28 protein-coding genes are annotated in these 21217 nt (G+C 65.5%); 3 read left to right on the plus strand and 25 right to left on the minus strand.

What is annotated here, in order from left to right; all coding sequences use genetic code 11:
* Positions 1-6: 6 nt before the first annotated feature.
* A complete protein-coding gene (locus tag ACP15H_RS14920) occupies positions 7-996 on the plus strand; it encodes a hypothetical protein (protein ID WP_425066967.1) in 990 nt (329 codons plus the stop codon).
* A 369-nt stretch (positions 997-1365) separates the two neighbouring features.
* Here ACP15H_RS14920 and ACP15H_RS14925 read toward each other — a convergent pair whose 3' ends face one another.
* The 21 genes from ACP15H_RS14925 to ACP15H_RS15025 form a co-directional block, all read right to left on the minus strand.
* Complete coding sequence (locus tag ACP15H_RS14925; protein ID WP_425066968.1) at positions 1366-1920, minus strand: virion core protein, T7 gp14 family; 555 nt, start codon at positions 1918-1920, stop codon at positions 1366-1368.
* Positions 1917-2324 (minus strand): hypothetical protein, encoded by a 408-nt coding sequence (locus ACP15H_RS14930; RefSeq protein WP_425066969.1) that lies wholly within the window; start codon positions 2322-2324, stop codon positions 1917-1919. Before ACP15H_RS14930 ends, ACP15H_RS14925 begins: the two co-directional genes overlap by 4 nt.
* Positions 2325-2355: 31 nt before the next feature.
* On the minus strand, positions 2356-2811 hold the full coding sequence (locus tag ACP15H_RS14935) for a GNAT family N-acetyltransferase (RefSeq protein WP_425066970.1): 456 nt from the start codon (positions 2809-2811) through the stop codon (positions 2356-2358).
* Positions 2808-3278 (minus strand): hypothetical protein, encoded by a 471-nt coding sequence (locus tag ACP15H_RS14940; protein WP_425066971.1) that lies wholly within the window; start codon positions 3276-3278, stop codon positions 2808-2810. Before ACP15H_RS14940 ends, ACP15H_RS14935 begins: the two co-directional genes overlap by 4 nt.
* Entirely contained in the window at positions 3275-4693 is a 1419-nt protein-coding gene (locus ACP15H_RS14945; RefSeq protein WP_425066972.1) for a hypothetical protein, read from the minus strand. The genes ACP15H_RS14940 and ACP15H_RS14945 overlap by 4 nt, the downstream gene beginning before the upstream one ends.
* Before the next feature lie 3 nt (positions 4694-4696).
* The gene (locus ACP15H_RS14950; protein WP_425066973.1) at positions 4697-7183 is read right to left on the minus strand and encodes a ubiquitin-activating E1 FCCH domain-containing protein; all 2487 of its coding nucleotides are present in this window, start codon (positions 7181-7183) and stop codon (positions 4697-4699) included.
* Positions 7180-7800: a hypothetical protein gene (locus ACP15H_RS14955; RefSeq protein WP_425066974.1), complete on the minus strand. Its 621-nt coding sequence runs from the start codon at positions 7798-7800 to the stop codon at positions 7180-7182. The genes ACP15H_RS14950 and ACP15H_RS14955 overlap by 4 nt, the downstream gene beginning before the upstream one ends.
* Positions 7801-8343, minus strand: coding sequence for a hypothetical protein (locus ACP15H_RS14960; protein ID WP_425066975.1), 543 nt, complete (start codon positions 8341-8343; stop codon positions 7801-7803).
* On the minus strand, positions 8343-8819 hold the full coding sequence (locus ACP15H_RS14965) for a lysozyme (protein ID WP_425066976.1): 477 nt from the start codon (positions 8817-8819) through the stop codon (positions 8343-8345). The genes ACP15H_RS14960 and ACP15H_RS14965 overlap by 1 nt, the downstream gene beginning before the upstream one ends.
* The gene (locus ACP15H_RS14970; protein ID WP_425066977.1) at positions 8816-9142 is read right to left on the minus strand and encodes a hypothetical protein; all 327 of its coding nucleotides are present in this window, start codon (positions 9140-9142) and stop codon (positions 8816-8818) included. The genes ACP15H_RS14965 and ACP15H_RS14970 overlap by 4 nt, the downstream gene beginning before the upstream one ends.
* A complete protein-coding gene (locus ACP15H_RS14975; RefSeq protein ID WP_425066978.1) occupies positions 9139-9375 on the minus strand; it encodes a hypothetical protein in 237 nt (78 codons plus the stop codon). Before ACP15H_RS14975 ends, ACP15H_RS14970 begins: the two co-directional genes overlap by 4 nt.
* A complete protein-coding gene (locus tag ACP15H_RS14980) occupies positions 9375-10172 on the minus strand; it encodes a hypothetical protein (protein WP_425066979.1) in 798 nt (265 codons plus the stop codon). Before ACP15H_RS14980 ends, ACP15H_RS14975 begins: the two co-directional genes overlap by 1 nt.
* Before the next feature lie 26 nt (positions 10173-10198).
* Complete coding sequence (locus tag ACP15H_RS14985) at positions 10199-10564, minus strand: hypothetical protein (protein ID WP_425066980.1); 366 nt, start codon at positions 10562-10564, stop codon at positions 10199-10201.
* An 83-nt stretch (positions 10565-10647) separates the two neighbouring features.
* Positions 10648-10908 (minus strand): hypothetical protein, encoded by a 261-nt coding sequence (locus ACP15H_RS14990; protein ID WP_425066981.1) that lies wholly within the window; start codon positions 10906-10908, stop codon positions 10648-10650.
* A gap of 14 nt (positions 10909-10922) precedes the next feature.
* Entirely contained in the window at positions 10923-11348 is a 426-nt protein-coding gene (locus tag ACP15H_RS14995) for a Bbp16 family capsid cement protein (RefSeq protein WP_425066982.1), read from the minus strand.
* Between the two features lie 29 nt (positions 11349-11377).
* On the minus strand, positions 11378-12397 hold the full coding sequence (locus ACP15H_RS15000) for a major capsid protein (RefSeq protein ID WP_425066983.1): 1020 nt from the start codon (positions 12395-12397) through the stop codon (positions 11378-11380).
* Between the two features lie 12 nt (positions 12398-12409).
* Positions 12410-13060, minus strand: a complete 651-nt coding sequence (locus ACP15H_RS15005) for a hypothetical protein (RefSeq protein ID WP_425066984.1) — start codon at positions 13058-13060, stop codon at positions 12410-12412.
* Positions 13053-13409, minus strand: coding sequence for a hypothetical protein (locus ACP15H_RS15010; protein WP_425066985.1), 357 nt, complete (start codon positions 13407-13409; stop codon positions 13053-13055). Before ACP15H_RS15010 ends, ACP15H_RS15005 begins: the two co-directional genes overlap by 8 nt.
* A 2-nt stretch (positions 13410-13411) precedes the next feature.
* A complete protein-coding gene (locus ACP15H_RS15015; protein ID WP_425066986.1) occupies positions 13412-15085 on the minus strand; it encodes a portal protein in 1674 nt (557 codons plus the stop codon).
* 3 nt (positions 15086-15088) lie between these two features.
* Complete coding sequence (locus tag ACP15H_RS15020; protein WP_425066987.1) at positions 15089-15328, minus strand: hypothetical protein; 240 nt, start codon at positions 15326-15328, stop codon at positions 15089-15091.
* Positions 15329-15933: 605 nt separating this feature from the next.
* A complete protein-coding gene (locus ACP15H_RS15025) occupies positions 15934-17472 on the minus strand; it encodes a terminase (protein WP_425066988.1) in 1539 nt (512 codons plus the stop codon).
* A 153-nt stretch (positions 17473-17625) separates the two neighbouring features.
* Here ACP15H_RS15025 and ACP15H_RS15030 point away from each other — a divergent pair, with 153 nt between their 5' ends.
* Positions 17626-18507: an energy transducer TonB gene (locus tag ACP15H_RS15030; RefSeq protein ID WP_425066989.1), complete on the plus strand. Its 882-nt coding sequence runs from the start codon at positions 17626-17628 to the stop codon at positions 18505-18507.
* A 62-nt stretch (positions 18508-18569) separates the two neighbouring features.
* On the opposite strand, the gene ACP15H_RS15035 is transcribed toward ACP15H_RS15030, so the two are convergent.
* The 3 genes from ACP15H_RS15035 to ACP15H_RS15045 form a co-directional block, all read right to left on the minus strand.
* Positions 18570-18839, minus strand: coding sequence for a hypothetical protein (locus ACP15H_RS15035; RefSeq protein WP_425066990.1), 270 nt, complete (start codon positions 18837-18839; stop codon positions 18570-18572).
* A gap of 149 nt (positions 18840-18988) precedes the next feature.
* Entirely contained in the window at positions 18989-19576 is a 588-nt protein-coding gene (locus tag ACP15H_RS15040; RefSeq protein ID WP_425066991.1) for a hypothetical protein, read from the minus strand.
* Between the two features lie 26 nt (positions 19577-19602).
* A complete protein-coding gene (locus ACP15H_RS15045) occupies positions 19603-20061 on the minus strand; it encodes a hypothetical protein (RefSeq protein WP_425066992.1) in 459 nt (152 codons plus the stop codon).
* Positions 20062-20126: 65 nt separating this feature from the next.
* Here ACP15H_RS15045 and ACP15H_RS15050 point away from each other — a divergent pair, with 65 nt between their 5' ends.
* The gene (locus ACP15H_RS15050; protein WP_425066993.1) at positions 20127-20528 is read left to right on the plus strand and encodes a hypothetical protein; all 402 of its coding nucleotides are present in this window, start codon (positions 20127-20129) and stop codon (positions 20526-20528) included.
* Positions 20529-20650: 122 nt separating this feature from the next.
* Here ACP15H_RS15050 and ACP15H_RS15055 read toward each other — a convergent pair whose 3' ends face one another.
* Positions 20651-21187, minus strand: a complete 537-nt coding sequence (locus ACP15H_RS15055; protein ID WP_425066994.1) for a hemerythrin domain-containing protein — start codon at positions 21185-21187, stop codon at positions 20651-20653.
* Positions 21188-21217: the final 30 nt, after the last annotated feature.

Genomic DNA, 21217 nt, shown 5'->3' on the forward strand with positions numbered 1-21217 from the left:
ATTCGCATGACCGTGTACACCGACCTCACCGCGCGGGCCCTCACGGTGATCAGGCGCAGCCTGCCAAAGCATCAATGGGACCAGTTCGCCGAGAAGATCGTGCGCGATCGTCAGGGGATCGAGGACCACCTTCGAGAAGAATCGCCCTCCGGCCACTTCGACGGCCTTGCAGCCAATTTGCGGGACCGTTCGCACGTCCAGGTCCCAATCACCCTCTCCAATGTCGACGAGTTGCGCCGGTATTTCGACGATCAGCCTGTTCACAAGGGCGCCAATGCGTTGTCGTTCGACGGACGGGCGAAATCTCTGGCTGCGGCTCGGCAGGACTTCCCACTGGCCGCCTATTCGGCCGAATCGGTCATTCGGGCCCCTGGCTTGATCGACACCATGAACGACCCGCGCCTCCTCCAATTGATCGAAGCCTATCTCGGATGCGTGCCGACTCTATATTCAGTCAACGCTTGGTGGTCGTTCGTCGCTCCCCGGCCGGAAATGACGAACGTACAGTATTTTCACCGCGACACGGACGACTGGCGGTTCGTCACACTCTTCATTTACCTCACGGACGTTGCTGTCGATGGGGGACCGCACGAGGTCGTGCCCGAATCGCACTCTCTCGAAGGCATGAAGAAGCTGATCAAGGGTATTCCGTTCTGGCGCTCGAAAATGGACCTTGAGCGTAGCTTCGTGGACGATATGGGTGAGGATTTTTCGCTCGCCTGCGAGCAACACTTCAAGAATGCCGCGGTGCAACTAACCGGTCCTGCCGGATCGATGTTCCTGGTGAACACACTCGCTCTGCATCGCGGCATCGTCCCAACCCGCACGGACCGACTCGTGGTATGGGCCCGCTACGGCCTCGGTCCAAACACCAATTCAGCCGACCTTGAAAGAGGTCCCTTGGGTATTCGCTTTGTACCCACCCATCTCCGCGGCACGCCGCGCGATCAATACGTCAACCGCCTCCTCATGGAGTTTGATCGAAAATCGCAGTAAGCATTGCCGCGAGTTTTGGCCGCTAACAGAGTTATGTCGATAAACGAAGTCAGGTGGTCAATTGCCGCGTCGCATTGACGAGATCTGATTGAACATCGGTCGAATATGACTTGGAAAAGGCATGAAAAAGAGCACGACGATGACTGATATCGCGCGCAAACCATCGATGTCTGGTCGGTAGCTGGGAGACGTCCATGGCGGGCGGGAAACTGTCGGCATCCCGCACGTGTCGTCGTGGCGGCGAAAAAAAGTCAACGTCCGGTTGCATGAGCCCGCTCAGGGACGCCTACCTGGATAAGAGAGGTCAATAGGACGGGGACGCGACAAAACCGGATCATTGCCGTATTTGGTAGAGGCAGCGTGCATCCACTATACCCGTCCACCTTGGTTGAGTTGGAAGTTCCGCCACTTGTCCGCAAGCGTCGATGCGCCCGACAGAAGGGACGCACCTGCGCCTAGATAGGTCGGGCTGTTGACCGCGTTGAGCGCGCGGGCGGTTTCGAGGATTCCTGTGTTGCCGTAGCCGACTCCGGCCACCTGGTAGTCATAGGCTTCGCGCGCAGCCTTGGCGCGCACGGCGAGGGCGTCAGCCTCACCCGCACCGGCCGTGTCGCCCAGTATGTCGGTGGGGCTGCCCTCGAGGTCGGTTCCCTGCGCGGCCAAGCGGGCCGTCTGGGCTCCGATCCGCTGACTGGTAAGCCGGCGGCTGGTCTCCTCGGCGATCCGTCCTTGCTGAAGGGCGTCGTCCGCCCGCCGGTTCATCACCTCCTGATTCTGGCGCGCGACCTGCGCCTGATAGACGGCCTGGGCGGCGGCCGCCGCCGCCGTCTTCTGCTGAGCCTGCTGCTGCTGGAGTTGACCCGCGAAGCCAACCGCCGTGCCGGCGGCCGATAGGCCGAACGAGATGAGGGCGGCCGTGCTCATGCCTGACATGTTGCTGTCTCCCTGCGTGTCATGAGTTTGTCGAGTTCGTCCGTGAAGGCCCGCTCGGCAGTGTCCACGTCGACCGCATCGGTCGCGAAGATCATCGTGAGGTGGGTATCGGTCAGTGCCACGAAGGCCTGCTTCCGGCCCGCACCGGCCGGCACGACGTTGTATCCGTGCAGTTCGCGGGGGCCACCCTCGACGTGTACGATGGCGTCGCCCTGCACGATCAGCAGCGTCGGAATCTTGATCAGCACGCCGGTGATCATGACGCCCGCCGGCACCTTTATCGTGCGCGCGTAGACGCCGGCATGAAAGACGTGGTCCGTTCCGATGGCGACCTGCGGCAATGCCAAAGCAAAGCTCTCGAGTTGCCGCACTCTGTCGATCGCAGCCGCGCTCATGGACGCTATGTGGATGCGGGGCGGTGCAAGGTCAGTCATCGCTCACCTTCTTGAAGAAGACGCGGTTGGTCTCGACATAGCCGACGCGCGGCAGCACCTTGAAGAGATCGCCCCCGAACGGCGCACTGACCAGGAGACCGGGAGAGCCCAGGCGGCGTGCCAGCACCTCTGCCGCCCGCAGGAGCTTCAACCCGGCGCCGGTCCCGCGATGGGCACGGGCGACAAAGAAGCTCTCGCTGACGGCCACTGCCACGCCATAGTGCGGCAGCACCGGCGCCAGCAAGGTGAGGAAGCCGATGAGGCGTTTGTCGCAAGTGGCGCTGAGCACCTTCAGCAACCCGCGAACCTCGAGTTCGCGGTAGCTCTCCATCCTGGCCGCCGGCGGCGGCATGCCCGCGATCGACGACTCGGCGGCATACTCTGCCAGCAGGACCGCGAGGCCAGGATCGCGCTCCAACTCGGCGACAGTGCTCATCTGCACGTTCATGCCGCCTCCTTGGACACGCGGCGGAACAAGCCGTGCGCCAGTGCGAATGGCGGGCCGATCTCGAAGCCGAGCCAGCGCATCCAGTGGAGTGCCGTCGCGTACCGCGCATCGACGACGTTTCGCAGCACTTCGAACAAGGTGAGCCAGCGGGCGACCATACGGCGGCTTTCGACCAGGAACGCCCGTCGGTACGCGGTCACGAGGTCTGAGCCGAGAAGCCACGGCACCCCGGTCATGCCGATCAGGCTCATCCGCGATACACCCGCCATGCAGATGATTCGCCCCCCGGCATCGCGCGCCGTCCAGGCTTCACGCGCGGAGGCGAGACTTTGGAGAAGGCTGGCGCACGGTCCTTCGACCGGATGGACCGGCCCGAGCAGGGCCAGTACTTCCGCCCGGTCCTCCTCGCGCAGCACCGGCGCCAGTTCGCGCGCATCGACCTCGCGGGCGGGTAACAAGATGATCACCAGCCACGCTCCGCAATAAGCTTGTACTTCCAGCTTGAGAGAGTAGCCTGGGTCGTCATATTGCCCGACGTCTTGACGATCGCCGCCTGATTCACGACCACGGGAATGCCAACAGTGTTGCGCGTCGCGTAAGGTACGATCGGGGAGGAGTTGGTACCCCCGGCAAAGACATTGTTGATCAGGACGTCCCCGACCGAATAGCCAAGGTCCGCGGTCGTACAGTAAATTGCGTACTTGGTGACGTAGAGCGATGGTTCCGCCCCGACATTGCAGCTTGCCGTAAGGCCCGAATTACTGAGCGTCGCGGTCCAACCCGAATCGTAAAAACCGTTGTACGCATAAGCGACTGTCGAGACGACGGCGGAAGTGCCGGTCGCCGCCTCCCCCACCATGACGAGATTCACCTGCGGGGCGCTCGTACCATTCCCGAGATAGCCGCGCATTTCGGCGATGTTGAAGGTGAACTGACCGCTCGTGACAGCGGGCGTGCCGCCGAACTGATAGATCGGCGGCAGGAGCGTGCTGCCGGTCGTCAGGACCAGACCGGCAATGGTCACATAGAGGAAGTTCGGCGTCGCGGCCGCGCGATTGGCAACCAGGCCCGTCCAGGTGAGCGGGCCGGTCGTGACACCGATCACATCGACCGGGGCGCCCGAGGCATTCGACCAGCCGGCCGCGGCCGTCGCCACCAGCGGATAGGTCGGCGAGACGTTGGAACTTTGCAGGGTGAGCGTACCCGTGGTCGTGGCAGGCAGGAAGGTGGGCAGGCCGGCCGCACTCACGGGACCCGCGCTCACCGTCTGGCGGCGGCCCGAGAAGGCCGGATAGGGCGGAGTCTGCCACGCCGCATCGGCGCCGCTGATGCCCAGGAACTGGCCCGCCGTGCCGCGCGGCAGGCGCTTGTAGCCGATGCCGTCGCGGGTCAGGAGATCGCCTGTCGTGGTAAGCTTGTCGATGCTGCCGCGGAAAGTCTGCAGCGACTGGATCAGCGCGTAGTTGCTTTGCTCCGTGGCGGGATCGCTGATGCTGCTCACCGCCATGCGGCCGACGATCTCGGCAAGCTGCTGCATCGCCATGTAAATCTCGTCGAGGCGACGCTCGACCACCTCGGGGTAATAGCCGCCCTGGTTGGAGAGCACCGTCGTCTGCGTATAGGGCACCGTGCGCACGATCGTGAGCCGGGTCCCAGTGGCGAGAGCGGCCCCGGCCAGCGGATAGGTGACGGAACCGCCGCCCTGGCTGCCAATTCCCGCGGCGGCATAGAGCGATGGCGACAGCGTCGTCTCGACGCCCGCACCGTCGGTGATGATCACCGAGAGATGTGCGTCGTTCAGGATCGGGAAGCCGTAGGGAAAGACCGTGGCGCTGCCGTTGCCGGCATGGGTCACCTTGCGGTCGGTATTCGTGAGGGCCATGGCTCAGGCTCCGGTTTCGAGGCGGGGGATGATGGCGAGCACCGTCGCGGGCAGCGGGTGGGCCTGGCGCACGAAGACGCGACCGGCGGCATTCCACGACGGATCGATCAGCACGCGCTCGTCGCCGGTCGTCAGCATGGTGGGAAAGCCCGGCTGCTCGCTGGTGCGTTCCTTCACGTCCACGAGGCGATCCGCCGTGGGCCCGGCGCTGAGACCGCGCGTGTCCTTTACCCGCAGCACCACCTCGTTCACCACCTTCTGCCGGCCCTGCAGCGTGGGCGGCCCGGCTTCGAGGTTCAGCGTCTCGAGGTCACACACATAAGGGAGGCCCGCGAGGATCGAACCCGACGCCCGAGGCAGGACGATCGTGCCATCGCTCACGGTCGCACGGGGCTGGACCGATCCATCGGCCAGCACTGCGAGTTCACATCCCTCAAGGTGCCATAGCCCGCCCAGCGCGCGCGACGCCAGCGCCCACTCCGCAGTCTCACGATCCTGCAGGCTGGCATGCGGCGTGATGTCGAGGGTGGCGCCAACATGCGTCGCATCGATGTACGACACGACCGTCACGGTCACCTGGTTCTGGCCATCGCGCAGGATGTAGCTGGCGCCGACCGACGCGGCGTCGAACGGAGCATGGCCCGAGGCCGTGAGAGTCACGCCGTCGCCTGCCTCGTAGCGCGCCCCCGCGATGGCCAGAGTGCGAACCGCATTCCTGTTCCACCCGTCGTATCGAATGCCGCAATCCACGCACCAGGCCGCCTGAACGTCTGCAAAGCCGCGGCTGGCCATGCGCTCGACGACGCGCTTCGTTTGCCCGCCGACCGTGCGCTTCACCGACAGGTACAGCACCGTTTCGTCCGCTTCTTGCACCGCCGCGACGCTCTCGACCCGGCCTTCCGTGACGTGGCGTGACCAGGCATAGACGTCATGTTCCTTGAGGTACGTGAAGGCCAGCAGCACGCCATCGGCTCGGACGCACCAAACGATGCCGTGCGGATCGCGGGCATAGGCCCATTCCTCGATGCCGTACGTCTCGAACAGGTGGCCCGCAAGGATCGACACGTTGCGGCCGGCCCAGCTGTCCGAGCCGAAATCGTAGGCGACGTCGCGCACCTTCTTGGCGGATGCGGTGACATAGAGCGCCGCACTCTCGGTAGCGATCGGCGGGATTTCGGCGATGCCCTCGTAGCTTTGCGGCTTCACCGCGCAATTCGCCGGCGTCATGACATCGGCCTGCTGGCCCGCCCACGCCTTCCATACCGCTCCCGAGGTCCAGACCAGCAGCACGTTGAGGCTGAGCAGGAAGCGGATCTCGTTCACCTCGCGACTGGCAATCGTGCGGGTGATGGCGTCGCTGTCCTTAGACGGCGAGCTGGTGTTCATGTTGTTGAACGCGGCCGAGGCCGAGCTGTAGAGCGTCTGCGGCTTCTGGTTGGTGCGGGCATACCACTGCCGCCCCTCGTGATAGGTCGAGCAGCCGGGATACTTGTCGGCGACGTCGAACGGGTTCTTGTCCTCCGGCGGCGTATCGGACGTGTCGGGCGCCACCGTCGTATCCTCAAATCCTGTCGTGCCGTCCCCCGCCCGGCCGATGAAGCCATAGACGCCGTTCTTGCCCTTGTAGACGTTGTAGGAGTTCGCGCCGGCGGCGTTCGCCCAGGTGATGGTCGAGGTCTGCGTCGTGGCGCTCACCGGGGCCGATGCGACAGATTCCTCGCCGGTCTCCTCGGCTACCGCCGTGACGACGTAGTCGAAGCCCGAGCCCGCAGAGCTGGAGGCGAGCGCAGTCGGCGCCTGCTGCGTCGGCGCATAGGTGATCGTGGTGAGGGTCCACGACGCATGGCCGGTGCGGGTGAGGTTGCGCGGCGCATGGGACGGGTGCGTCAACGTCATCATGTCTGCACTCTGCACGTACTTCAGCAGCGCCAGGTCCGCTTCGGGATAGGGCGTTACGATCGTGTAGACGCGGGCTGCCGTTCCGCCGCCGGTCCAGTCGGCGTAGCCCGACGTGTCGATTCCGAGGGCGAAGGATGAGCCACCCAGCACCGTCACCGTAAAGCGGCGGCGGTTGACCTCCTCCATCCCCTGAACGAGGTCGAGCCACACCGCATCGCCGCTCGACAGACCGTGCGGCGAGGCCGTCGTCACGATGCCAGGACCGGCGCGCGTGATTCCGGTGATCGACATGGCGGCCTCGAGCACGTAGCCGCCCTCCTTCACGACACGCATCTTCCGGTCGGCGAATTCCAGCACATAAGTCTGCTGCGTATTGAAGCTGAACGGGATCAGCCGGCTGCGTACGGCCGCGTCACAGGTCTCGCCCACGAACGCCGTGCCGGCGCGGGTGCTGACGCCGCCGAACGGATGAACGAACCAGTTGAGACAGGTCGCGAGGCCGACCTGGTACTTGGCGAGGTCGACGCGGCCCTGCAGCGCCGGCGCCAGCTCGCCGGCGGCGAAGCTCGGCATCAGGATGGGCAGTGTCATGGTGCGCTCCCATCGAAGCCGCGTATCCTGAGGCTTTGCGCCACGTGCGTAGCATCCTTCGGCATCATGCCCTCGTTGGCGCCATCGGCCAGGGCGCGCTCGATCCGTTCCCGGGCCTGTCGCGCAAGACGCTCGGCAAGATCGGCCTTTTGGGTGATCGCGAGCGCGATCGAGGCCGCGAGACAGTCGACGAAGGCCAGGATGAAGCCCGGCGTGAAGCGGGCCGGATCGACGACCCGCTGCGCGAACACCGCCGTGACGCGGTCCTCGTTGCAGTAGAGGAAGGTGTTGCTGCCGTTCGAGGCAATCTCGAAGCCGCTCGCGGGCTCGCCCGCCTGCCAGGTCGAAGCGCCGAGATCGAGCCGCCGCATCCGCAGGCAATCGGAAGGATAGGCGTAGCTGGCGGACCAGCGCGCCGGCGGGGTCCCCGAGGCGGCGAGCGCCTGGGTGACGCGGTTGAAGTTCCAGTCGACCAGAGACTGGAGTTCGTCGCGCACGGTGGCGTACCAGAGATTGATCTGTCGCGCCTCGGTGCTGTTCTCGGTGAGGTCGGCGATCGTGGCGCGCGTGCCGAGACGGCTGAGCGCCATGTTGCCGATGTCTGTGTCGGCCGGCATCTAGCGCCCTCCCCCGACAACGACGGCCTTCTCCAGCGCTGCGGACTTCTGCGCCGAGCCGGAGCTCGAGCCGACCCAGTAGGCGACGATGTCGCCGAACTTGGCGCCCAGCGTGCCCAGCAGGATGTAGGCGATCTCGCGCGACGCGGCAGGGATCTCCTGGCGGACGACGAACCAGAGTGCCGCCATGAACGCCGCCGTGACGAGCAGGCTGACGGCAACGGCACCCCAGGCGATCGCCGAACCGGCCTTAGCGAGTTCGACGGTCTGGCTCCGGGCGCTCACCACGTCCGCCAGCCCCGCCTGCAGCGTGTCGAACTCCTGCCGACGGGCATCGGCCTCCGCCTGGATAACGGCCATCCTGAACTGCAGCGCCAGGTTGGGATCGGCCGCGATCGCCCGCTCGATGCCGGCGGCGTCCGAAGCGCCCAGGATCTCCTGGGCGATGCCGGCGACCTTCGAGACGGCGGCACCGGTCTTGTCGCCCATGATCCAGGAGGCGACGGTCGGCGCGAGGCCAAGCAGCAAGGGAAGGAACGGCATCAGGCAGACTCCTGCGAGAGAAAGAGAGTGCGCTCGGCCGCTCGGCGGACGACGAGGCCCGGCAGAGGGCCGTCGGCGCCCCGGTTCCAGCGCTTGAACTGTTCGGCCGCACCTGCCGCATCGCCGGCATTGAGCAGACGCAACAGCGTCGAATTTCCGAAAGCCGACGGGCCAACATTGAAGACGAAGCTCGCCAGCGCATCGAACTGCCCTTGCGACAGCGGCACCTCGACCAGGTGACGCACCGCACGCTCTGCTGCGCCGAGGTCCTCGCGCAGCCAGGCGGTGGCCTGCTCTTCGTCGCACCTGTCCCCGCGACGCACGCCGCACGTATGGCCGTAGCCAATAGTCCAGGGCTCGCCCGTCTCCCGGTTGCCCGGATCGGGGTATGCTACGGTCTCCAGCCCCTCCGAGACCTTGATCAGCGCAAGGCCGGCTTCCGATGTGACCAGCAGCGTGTTGGCGAGATGGCTCATGGCGTCCTCGTCGTCGGAGCAGCTGACCACGGGCGCTGCCACAGGCCGTCTATCTTCACATCCTGCGAGTCGTTCCTGCGGTCCATCGTGTCGAGCCGCTGGCCATGGGCATTGAAACGGCTCTCGGTGATGCCCTGCATGGTGGCGACCTGGGCCTGCAGGCTGCGAACGGCGGCCACTGTGTCGTCCAGGGTGGCGAGCGTGCGCTGCGAGAGCAGGACGAGCAGCGCCATGCCGCCGCCGACCAGCCAGCGATAGGCCTGGATGCCGAGGCCGCTCCTGCCGTTGGCGCCGTTGCCTTCGGGGAGGTCGGTGTTGCTCATGCGTCGACTGCCGACAGCGCTTCGGGAAGCGAGGGGTCATTGCCGTCGAGCTGCGGCAGCAGCGCGAGATAGTCCCAATGCGCCATGTGTGCAGGATCCGCTAAAACTTCGATGCCGAGGACGAACAGCTCGCCCTGACGCTCGACGGGAGCGAGTGCGGCCGAAGGCGTGATCGCCGACGGGCCCCGCACATGATCGGCTTGCTCGCCCGTCAGGAGGATGAACATTGTCATCAGACCTGAGCTCCTACGGAAGTGGCCCACGCCTGGACGGCGTTGTAGCGTGCCAGGCACTGTCCACCGGAGAGAGCCGCACCCCACGCCGCGAATCCCACGGTGCAGGCACGTCCGTTCGCGAAGGCTCCCTGGTTGTTGAAGCCACCGATGTAGAAACTGTGCGCCGGCAGGGACGGACTGATGGCCGATGGATCGACGGTCCTGATCATGGCGAGTCCATTCTTGGCGCCATAGGCATCAGTCGGCGCGCTGCTGCTGCGTCCGATCTGCGTCAGGCCGAGGCTGGTGTTCGACGGGAGGGTGAAGCTGGCCGGGTTGCAGTTTGCATAGCCCGTGGCACCGCTACCGTTACGCGCGAGAACCCGAATTTGCCTGCCGCTGCCGGAGTTCGTGCCCATCGACGTGGTGCTGCCGGAGAGATTCGAACGCTCATAGATCTCCGCATGCACCGAATCGGTGCTCATCGACAGGGCGTGCGTCGACGGGACGAAGCCGGTGTCGATGTAGCTGGTGGAGCCGTCAAACATGTAATGCCGGTCGGCCGTGAAGACCGGCGAGTTGAGGGCGGTGGCCAGCCGGCGCTGCTTGAGCGACGTCAGGGCCTGGGCGGCGTTCTCGGCCCACAGCCCGAGATAGTCGTCAGTCAGCGCCCAATTGCCCGCCTCCTTCTCGCTGAAGACGAACTGATCGACGACGATCAGGCGCGCGAGCGAGACCGAGCTGCCGTTGGCAACGACGGCATCGCGCCACGACAGAACGTCGGCATCGAAGGCGCGGTCCGCGCTACCGCGCATCCTGTTCAAATGACTGATCGGCATGTTCAGCCCCCGACGTAGACGGTGAGCTTCTGACCGCTGGTGCCGACTTGGGTCATGGCGCTCTGCGCCTCCTTTCCGGTGATCTGCACCGTGTCGCCGCCCGACAGGGGAATGCCGGCATCGAGGGCGCAGACGCCGCCGGTCGGATCGATCGCCGCATCGGCATTGGTTCTGCTGCTGCTCACGATGACAATCCGTCGCGTGGGATCGGCCGGGACCAGCTCGGCAGAGGCGCCTGACAGGGTGACGATCGATTTGACCAGTGCCGTCCCCGTGAGGTTGGTCAGCACGACCGGGAGCGGATTTGTCTCCGAAACGGGAATACCGTTGCGCCGGGCGGCGGACTGGTAGGCGATGTCTTGAGCCATGGAATCTTCTCCTCGCGGTGGCGGGGCCGGCCCGAAGACCGGCCCCCATCTGCGACTACGGTTCGACGATCACTGCATGCCGATCACTGAACGAGGACGACCTGGTCGCCGGGTCTGGCGGCCTTCACCGGCGCGCCGTCGCCGCGACCGGCCAGCGGATCGCCAAAGATCGGCGTGTCGCCGGCGCTGCGGCGGCGCGGTGCATCGACCGGGATGAGCGAGAGCCCCGGCGGACCGGACCACAGGATTCGCGCACCGATCGGGTGGAGCTGGACGCCATCGTAGAAGGGATTGTCGACGACGACGTATTCGGCGGACTTCTCGTTCTTCTCTTGCCTGGCCATGTCTCTGCCTCCGCTCAGACGGTGAAACCGGACGCGTAGGCCCGGCTGGCCTGACGGTCGTGGGCGAGGAACGCGGTGAACGTGCCCGCGGTCAGCGGGCCGGTGGCCACCGTGTAGTTGGTGCGCAGGTACCGTTCGGCATCGAGCGGCACCTTCACGCGCAGCACCTCGGTGCCCGCCCCGAGTGCGGCCTTGCCGATCGCGCCCGAATTCGCGAGCACGACGGGCGAGGAGAAGCCCGCATTGTCGTCGGTCTCCAGAGTGAAGGTGACCGTCGCGGCGCCAGCGGCCGTCACGCTCTGCGTGACCAGGATCACCAGCTCCAGCGGCTCGCCATTGCCCATGTCGCGGGCCGCGCCGAGATCGACGATGTCGGCCGACGCGGCGGTCGTGGTGACCGCCTGGTCAGTGCCGAAGGTGTTGAGCTTGTCGTACATCATGATGTCTCCGTCCTTTCCTGCCCTGCCGCCTACGACACGGTCGCTTCGGCCAGCGTGATCTGGTCGCACTTGCGAATCGGGATGCCGCCGAAACTGTCGAAGAGGCGGCCGTCGCTCTCCTCGAGCGTGCGGCGGATGTTGGTGTTGTTGGTCGTGTTGGAGACCGCGGCGCCGAGGTTGCGCTGGATATCCAGCCACTGCTTCACGGTGCGGTTCATGTACCAGGCGGGCCGGCACATCCTGATGTTCGGGATCTTGTTCATCGCGCGCATCATCAGCTTGACGAGATCGGCCGGCGTGGAGCCCGCGAGGTCCGACACGTCGATGTTGCCGATGCGCACGACGTAGCGCCAATCGCGCACCGTCAGGCCCGCATCCCACTTGTAGTGTGTGCGATAGCCCTGGTAGCGGTTGCCTGCGGCGTCGAGCAGCGTCTGCTCGCCCAGGTCCTTCATCGACAGGCCGGCCTTGCTGCCCTTGGGGAAGATGCCGTGCACGGTGAGATCGCCCCAGCCGACCAGCCAGATCGAGGTGTTGTCGGAGCCGACGCCACCGCCCGAGATGAAGTTGTTGGCGGTCTGCGACGTCGCCGTGGAGGTCGTGTTGTAACGCGGCGCGAACCCCATGAAGCGCTCGGGATTGGTCGCGGTATTGCCGTAGAACAGCACACCGGCGAGCTGCTGTGTCAGCCCCTCGAGGAAGGCGCGGTCCTCGGAAAGGCGATAGGCCGCCGTGTTGCCGTTGAGGTCGGCCAGGGCCTTGTCGATCTCCGAATAGGTCTCAAGCATGCCGCAGGAGTCGGTGATCTGCGTGCTCGTGCTCTTGGTCGGCACGATGCCCTCGTTGAAGCGGCGCCAGGTGCCGGTCGGCAGCGAGGTCTGCACGCTGGTGCGGTGGCCGGTCGGCAGATTGCCCTCGTTCCACACCATGTCGTCGGTGATCTCGTTCATCTGCGACAGCAGGCCGATCACCTGCGCGATGCTGCCATTGGGATCGATGACCTTGGACCAGTCGGCCAGGGTCGGATTGGTCACGGAAAGCGTTGCCATGGAGCGGGGTTCCTAGTTGTGCTGCGAGTTGGGGTAGAGGGACTTGGGGTCCAGCGCGCCGCTGCCGCGGCCGGCATTGCCGGCCACGAAAGCGTCGTCCTTGATGGTATTGGCCACCTTCACCATCCCGCGGATGAGCCCAGGATGGTTGGTGAAGCCCAGGCTTTCGAGGTAGTTGATCGTCTGACGGTCGAAGACCTGCGCGAGCGCGGTGCGCGCGTTGCCGAGCGCCTCGGGCGAGAACTCCTTCTCGGACGTCGCGCGCCAGTCGGCCGTCTGTTTGCTCCACGAGGCCACGGAGTGCTCGTTGACGGCCCGCGCGATCTCCTTGTCGCGGTTGACGGTGTAGTCGATCAGCTTCTGCGCCGTTTCCGGCGCGATCTTCTCGCTGTCGAACAGTTTTACCGCTTCGGCGAACACAGGATCGTCGGTGCGATAGCCCTCCGGCAGCGTGAGGCCAGAATAGTCGACAGAGACCTCGGCGCCCGCATCCGCACCGCCGTTTGCTTCGGCGCCAGGCTTCGCATCGGCGGTCGCCTCGCTCGCCGGCGCGGCTTGCGTACGCCCCACTTCGACGCGAGCGGCATCGAGCCACTCGGTGCTGACGCCTTGCTCGGTGGCCCCTTGCACTTGTGTCATCGTGGTGTCGAGTACGTCACCCATCGTTCTGCTCCTCTGCGGCCATGGCGGCGAATTCGGTTTCGATCTCGTTGAGGCGAGCCTCGCTGCTCATCTGCTCGGTCAGGTCCGGCGCATGCCGTTCGAGCTCGCTCAAAAGCTCGATGCCGATGCTGCGGCGGCCGGCCATGTAGTCCTGGTGGCGCTGGGCCTCGGGGCCACCCGGCACGTAGCCGTCGCTGCGGAGGTCGCAGAGGCCTAAAAGCCCGTGCACGAAGCGGCGGCCCTGTTCGCTGCCCATCACCGCGCGGAGATCATCGGCGACGCGGTCCTGCGCGATCCGCTCGAGCTGTTCGGCCTGGCGGACCTGCCGCGCATCATTGGGATCGTGCATCTTCAAACTCCCAGCACGGCTTGAAGGGCATTGCGGCCGCCGCCGACCTCGGTCTCGCTCAACGTCTTCGCGCCCTGGGCCGCAGTGCTGGCCATCTGCATCGCCTGCGCGGCCTGGGCCTGCTGCGCCCGCGCCGCGCGCAGCTTGGCTACCACGTCGTCGGCCACGGTGATCGCAGCCGGCGCGCCGAGCTTGTCGGCATAGACGTCGATGCTCTCGTCGGCGTTGAGCTTGTCGAGAACCTCGGGCCGGGCGGCCGCGATGTTGCCCGCGAAAGCCCACAGCCGTTCGACCGAGCCGAGGTCCGCAGCCTTCTGTGCCTGCGCCAGGATCGAGATCAGCTCGACGTCGAGCGGATAGCCATGGAGCTCGCGCGGCGCCTCGCTGAACAACCCGTGCTCGCCCATGATGGTGAAGGTGCGCTGGACCAGCGGCTGCAAAAGGTCGTCGTGCAGGTTCTCCAGCACCGGCCCGAGCATCTGCATCTTCTCCTCGCGGCGCGTGCTGATCTCGAGCTGGTTGCGCGGCTGCACGCCCTCCATCTCGTCGAACATCAGGAAGAGGTCTGCGAAGAAGGCCGACTTGATGGTGGCCTGGGTGCGCGCGACGAGACGCTCGACCTCGGCGATGGCGCCGGGGGAGGTCTGGTAGAGCGGCCACATCCCCGCTCCCCTCTCCTGGGTGGTGAAGTAGTTGATGGCGCCCGGCAGCACCGACGAGGCCGAGCCACGCAGGCTGATATGCGCGCCCATCGGCGGGTTCACATGCTTGTCGACGGCGTTGTGCTCGCGCTTCTTCAGGATCTGCAGCGACTTCACGTCGGGCAGCGCGTCGTGGCCGGGCCCCTTGGAATAGGCGTCGTTGCCGATCGGCGACCAGCGCGGCGTCAGCGCCGGGAACTGCGAATAGCCGCCGCAATGGATGAACTCGCCCTCGGCGTGGCCGCTACCCTCACGCCAGTAGACGGACCGGAACTTCTTACCCGCCGCATCGAGACGGCCGTTCTCATAGCCGGCGTTAGGCTCGATCAGGTGCAGGATGGCGATCTCGGTGTCAGCGTCGGCGCCGCGCGCCCGCTCGGAGACTTCGGGAATGCCGTGCTCGGGCCAGCGCGCCTCGATCTGCCGGTACGAATACATGAAACGTCGGGCCAGGGTGTCGACGCGGCCGCGCCAGTCGAGACCGAGCCAGTATTCGCCGGTCGACAGGGTATAGAGGCGGATCACATCCTCTCGGTCGAACTCGACGATCGCGCAGCCGGTTCCGAACTGGCCCAGCTCCTCATAGATCAGCGGCAGCGCCGAGTAGAGATTGCCGGCGTTGAACACCATGCGCATGCGCTCGGCGCACTCGTCGAGCCACACCTTCACCGGCGCCAGCGACGCCACGCGGCGGTCGGGAATGGAGAGTCGGAACCACGGCCGCGCCGGCGAGGTGACGCCCGACATCAGGCCGGCCACCAGGGTGCGCAGCGCGAAAAGCGCGGTCGGATCAAGGATGGCGGCGTTGGCCTGCGCGCCACGACCGCCCTGGTTGGGCGAGGAGAAGAACTGGCCGCGCCGCGGATTGACGAAGCGCGAGAGCTCGCGCCAGCTGGGCTCCCACGACTGGCGCTGGCGCTTAAGGACACCGAGCCGCGAATCGACGTGTCGGCGGAGGGCGGGATCGTGGGCCATCGCTCAGGCCCCCAGCATCGTCTTGCCGGGCGCGGCGGTGGTCGATGCCGGGCCTGTGAGCCCGAGTCCGCCGGTCGTGATCGTCGAGGCGTAACCCGCCATGGCGGCTGCGCGCTTCTTCTGCGCATCCCGCGCCTCGCGAACCGACGGATCGACCATCGACGGCGCGGGCTCGGGCGCCGGCGGCAGGGCCGGCGGCGATATCGGGGGAAAAGCGGCCTGGCCGCCACCAAAAATACCCAAGGGCGTTTCTCCTGTGAGAAGCGAGCCCCTGAGTTACTGATGAACCGGATTTTGAGGATGCAAGCGGCAAGTTGAAAAAGATTCGATTGGCAGGCTGCTTGGAGTGCTCTGCCTACTGTCGGTCAAGCATCTCGTCCTCCAGAGGCTTTCCGTCTTGAAGCCAAACCCTTGGTCCGCTGCATCCAAAGTGCCACGCCCCACTCAGCGCGATCGTCTGGCTGAGAAACGACTGTCCGGCCAGGCGATAGTCCGCCTTCATCTCGAATCCGTGCTCGACGATGCCAAGCGCCGCGGGCGCTGCAAGGTCCTGCGAAAGCCACCAAGCGAAAGGCCTGCCCCACCGCCTGCGTTCATTCACGAACTGCCGAAGCTTAGCGAGCCGCCGAGGAACAAGTCCGGCGTAAGTTCGCGCTGGCCCCCGGCGTGAACGCCCGCGCCAACCTCGCCGCGCAATTGAAAAGGCCCGCCGCTCCCTCTGGGATGAGGGGAGTGGCGGGCCCTAGACACCGTGTCGGCCGATCGAGCGGTCGCCCAGGATGCCTCCCGGTCGCCTCTGCGGGCGACTGGCTTCGACCATGCCAATGCAGTCGATGTGAGTCCAGCGCTTAAAGATCCGCATACGGGTCGTAATCGGACCGGATCGTCACGGCGGCAGCCGCGCCCGTTCCTACACCCGCCTCGAACTGCGTCTCCTCCGGCAGATCTGCCACTGGATAGGCGAAGGTCAGCGCCAGCCCGTCGGCGTTGTCGGGCGAGGACAGGCCACGCTTCTTCATGTCCTCCTTCTTCTCGAGACGCAGCGCGTTGTGCAGGTCGAAGCCGTATTCGCGCCCCGTCAGCTCGGCCTTCAGTTCGGGATCGTCGGGGATAGCGCCTGTCTTCAGCCAGGCGCGCATCGAGGCCCACATCTCGGCGGCCTTGTTGGCCGTGAGCGGCATGCCGTCGCCCAAGGTGTAGCGGTCGGCCCTGCTGCCAAAATTGACGCCGACGACCAGATGGCCCGCCAGCATCTGGCGCACGCGGTCGACGACGCCGGCGCCGATGCCGCCCTCGTCGATGAACACCGCAGCCGCGCGATGCCGCAGTGCCTGTTCCGCCACCTTGCCGGACAGGACCATCAAATCGCTAACGCGGAGTTTGATTGCGGGCACGGAGCGCGCGTCGCGGCCGCGGCGGAACCAGATCGTGCTCTGGTCGTCGCCACCGCGCGCGCAATCGACGCCCATGACGAGCGGTTGGCGCAGATGGCTCTCGGTGGGACGGGATACCGCCTCCTCCACAGTCTCGCCGTCAATGAACTGCATAGCCCCTCCCCGGGGAAACTCGCCCTTCACGCGGACACGGAAGAAATCGCTGTCGTCGCCATAATCGGCCGCCCAGCGCGCGATCTCGTCCTTGTCGGTGAGCGAGACCTTGCGGCCATCGACCTGGTGGCGCTGCCAGCGATGGCGGAAGCGGCCGAAGCACTCGCGGAAGCGGCCGGTGTTGCGCGTCGGATTGCCGGTCGCCAGCCATACGATTTCGGTGTCCCGGTCGGTCAGTGCCCCCTCGATCGTCTCCCACACGGGGTCGGGAATGGCCGAGGCCTCGTCGAAGGCGACGAACAGCCGGCGCCCCTGATTGTGCAGGCCGGCGAAGGCCTCGGTGGCGCGCAGGCTCCACGGCACGGCGTCGATACGCCAGGTCCTCTCGTGCGCCGGCTCGGTGCTGGCAATCGCGGTGGCCGAGATATCGAACCAGTCGGCGCAGACCGAGAGTCGCAGCCACTTCGTGAGTTCGGGCCAGGTCTTGGTCTTGAGCTGGGTCGCCGTATTTGCGGTAACGATGCCGCGCGAGTCGCGGAAGGTCGCGAGCGCCCATACGATGATCCAAGCCACCAGAGCCGACTTGCCGACGCCGTGCCCGGAGGCCACAGCAATGCGAACCGCGTCCGGAACGCTACCGAGTGAGCGCCCAATATGCGCGAGTACCTCGCGCTGCCAGGGCTCGGGCCCGGCATCCTGCTCCAGCACCGTCCCCGCCTCGCCCCAGGGAAAAGCGAACAACACAAAGCCCAGCGGATCGTGTGCATAGGTCCCGGCCTCGACGCCGAGCGGATCGAGGATGGGTGCTAGCGGGGAAGAAGAGTCCGGAACGTCAGCCACGATGCTGGGTGCTGATGCACCGGACCTGCCATGTGCAAGCGGAAAGACGCGGGATTCCATTGCTTCCGGAGAGCGACGCCTGGGGAACGATACAACCTAGGCGACACGCGGGTTGCGCTTTAGAATTGCCGAAATGCAGGGACGGAGCTACTGGTGAGGCGCAACTCGATTTCTGGCATTTCCGGGGGACCGAAGCGGCGTCAGCCCTGGGCGATGTTGCTTGTAGCCACAGTGGCGCTCACAACGCCCGCTGCGGCGCAGAACTTTCCCGAGTCCGCCGCCCAGATCGGCTCGTGGACGCTCGTTGCCACGGCGGTCTCGCGCACGTTTCAACACTGCACGATGCGGCGTGTCGAAAACGACGGTTTCGCCATATATCTCGGCCTCACCACGGGCGGCGTCCACTTCTTCGCCGCGTCCGCGCCCCGCTGGGGGTTGCAGGCGCGCCAGACCTATCCGACGTCGCTGACGGCCGGTGCCCGGCAGTTCACTTTCACCGGCGTTGCCCGGACCGCGGACGCCCTGACCGTCGACGCTGGGCCGGACTTCTTCGCGGCGCTGCAGTCAGGCCAGCAGATCGGCATCACGGCAAGCCAGCGGCATTTTACGATGGTGCTAACGGACTTCGACGCCGCGATGGCTCGCTTGAAAGCCTGCACCAAGGAGTATGCCGGTCGAACTCTGCAGGGCGTCTCTGGACCACCCATCCCACGACCGCAATCGGCGCCCTCCACGTCGGGCACGTCACCAGATGCCACGGGCGGCCCGCCGGTCGTCCTAAAGGTTCCGCCCAAGCCGGTTTACCCCGACTCGTCGCGACTGGCCGGGGAAGAAGGCACCGTAAGGCTCAAGGTGACTTTCCGGACCGATGGCGCGCCGCAGTTCATCTCCGTCGAACAGTCCTCCGGCCACCCGGCGCTCGACAAGGCAGCAACCGACGCCGCGAAGGAAGCGCGGATCGAACCGTATCTCAACGACGGCAAGCCCTCGCCGTTCATCTTGGTCATCCCGATCCGCTTCGCGTTGGCGCACTGAGCTTGAAACAGAGGCGCCGTTGCCTGCCGATACACCCGGCAACAGGCGCACGCTCTTCGATTTCATACCGGCGGCTTGGCGTCGATCTCTTGGAGACACTCGGCCTCGGGCTCGTAGGTCATGTCGCCAATGGCGGCGCCGATGCTGTTCATCGTGTCGTCGACGTCCTCGCTCGCCACGTCATACTTGCTCGCCAGTCTATCGAGGACGGTCCGGATCTCGGCCTCCGCGTCGAGCCGGTCGCGTCGAAGCAGGTCGAGTTGGTCACGCGGCGTAACGCGACTGCCGAAGTACTGAGCGATATCTTCCAGCAACGTCCTGGCCGTTTCCATATCAGTCTCCTTTCCTTTGAGACTCAATGACCGGACGCTGTGGTTGTTGCGTGACTGCCTCGGTGGTCCAGCAAGAACCTAACACCGACTGCAAGACGCAAAAAAGGGGCCCGACGAGTGGGCCCCTCCTTCGCTTCGTTTGCTATAGATCAACCCGGCCAGTTGGCACGCATGCGGTCGATCTCGGTCTGGCTCGGGCGATACGGTGCGGCCTTGGGATCGAAGTTCTTCCATCCGGCGGCCCGATACTCCGCGCCACGCGCGACCGGATCGATCGGGCTCGACGCGGCGAGGATCGCCTCGATGCGCGATGCGTCGCCGTCGGGAACGCGCGCAGTCACCAGTGTACCGCCGCGACGCACAGCTTCCGAATAGACTTCGGCATGCTCCTTGTCGGTGCCGGCTTCGACCATCGCACCGACGATACCGCCGGCAGCAGCGCCACCCGCGGCGACGGCTGCGGTCGAAGCGAGCCAGCCCGCCGCCACGACCGGACCGAGGCCCGGAATGGCGAGCAGGCCAAGACCGGCCAGGAGTCCGGCGCCTGCACCGACCGCCCCGCCAATGCCCGCACCTGCGGCTGCCTTGTTCACGTCATCGACGTCGGCATATTCGGCGCTCACATACTTGTTGGCGACGATGCTGACGTCGCTGCTGGGCACGCCCGCATTCTCGACGGCATCGACGGCCGCACGGGCCTGGGCATAGCTGTCGTAGGCTCGGCTAACGGTTTTCATCTGTGAATTCCCTTCTTGTTCAGTGTTTACTGGTTGGCCATGACGACATTGCCCTTGTAGTCAACGGCAACCTGGACCGGCTTACCCGCCTGCTGCGCCGTACCGCGCCAGATACCGTCGCCGTCCTTGGTCAGACCGGTCACGTTATCCATGCCCTGGGCAATGATGCGGTCCTTGGCCTGTGCCTCAGTGAAGGAGTTCGAGCCCTTCAGCGGCGCGCCGGCATCTGCCTGCTTCACCTTGTACGTGTCGGCCTTGCAAGCCGTCATGAACTCGGTCTGCGTGATCGTGCCCTCGGTCGCTACGGTCATCCCCGCGACGCGCATGAACGACATATAACGAATGGCTTCCCCGCCAGAGACGGTGCCATCGCTGTTGGTGTCGGCCTTCTTCCACATGTCCTGGCACTCGGCGTCCGTGGCAGCGAAAGCAGGGGCGCTGGCAACGACGAACGCGGCGGCCGCGAGGGCAAACATCTTCTTCATTTTCATTCCTCTCGAATGGGAGCTGAGCATTTCAGCCGCCATCTCAACGGGCCAGGGTTCGATGGTTGCGGTTCGCAAGCGAACGCTGGGCGTACTTCACTGGCAACTTCGCGAGGCGACGGACGTTGCTTCCTGCACACACGCATTTTCTCAAGGGGGCTTTGATGACGAAGACCGAACTGCTCATGCAGGAACGCGATGACCTTCAGGCGAAGATCGCCAGCGCGCGCGAAGCAAAGACCGAGTCCGAACGCGAGACCTCGGATCTGAAGATGATGGAGCAGGAATTGATGGCGCTGGAGCAGCGCATCGGTCGCTCCGGAAACGAGAAGGCTGGTATGAAGGGCGACAAGCCGCACTCCGATGCCGAAAAGATGGAGCGGAAGCTCGACGAGGCGCTGAAGGACAGCTTTCCCGGGAGCGATCCCGTCTCAACCATCGAGCCCACGCCCATACCGCCTCGCTAACAGCGGGTCGACTGAGGAAAAAGCGCGACGCCTTCCGGCGTCGCGCTTTTCTGTGTCTGGACTTGTCCGCGATCCGCCCCCCAAGGGCGGATCGGTCGAAGCCGCCCCTCCCTGGCGTCGGGCTAAGCCGTCACCGGCTGGCTCTGGGTGAGCTTGTGTCCGGTGTAGGATCGGGTCTGCGGCGGCGGCAACTTGCCGACCTCCTTGAACTGCGTGAGGAGCTGGGCCTTCCGCGCCTTCATGCGATCGCCCAGATCCTCGAGATCGACGCCGGCATCGCGCGCCTCGGCGAACAGGCCTTCGGAGCGCATCTCCTCTTCCTTGACGTGATGCTTGATCATCTCCGACAGAACTTTGACCTTGGCGTCGTAGAACCCGTGCGACGGCGTGCCCTGAAGCAGCTCGGCGATCAGTACCTTCGCGCCGTCGTGCTCGACATAGGCTTCGTCGAGCAGTTCCTCGTCCTCGATCTTGCCCTTGCAGGCCGGATAGAAGATCTCCTCCTCGATCGTCGAATGCACCATCAGTTCGGTGCAGATCTGCTGGACGAGCGCCTTCTTGCGATCGTCCGTGCGAGCCTTCTCGAAGGATTCAAACAACTTTTCGACCTTGCGATGGTCGGCTTTCAAAAGCGCGACCGCGTTCTCGTGCGTAGCCATGATTACTCCTGTAAATCGTGTTCTGTGGAA

It is taken from the genome of Reyranella sp. (assembly GCF_965249915.1).
Classification (GTDB): domain Bacteria; phylum Pseudomonadota; class Alphaproteobacteria; order Reyranellales; family Reyranellaceae; genus Reyranella.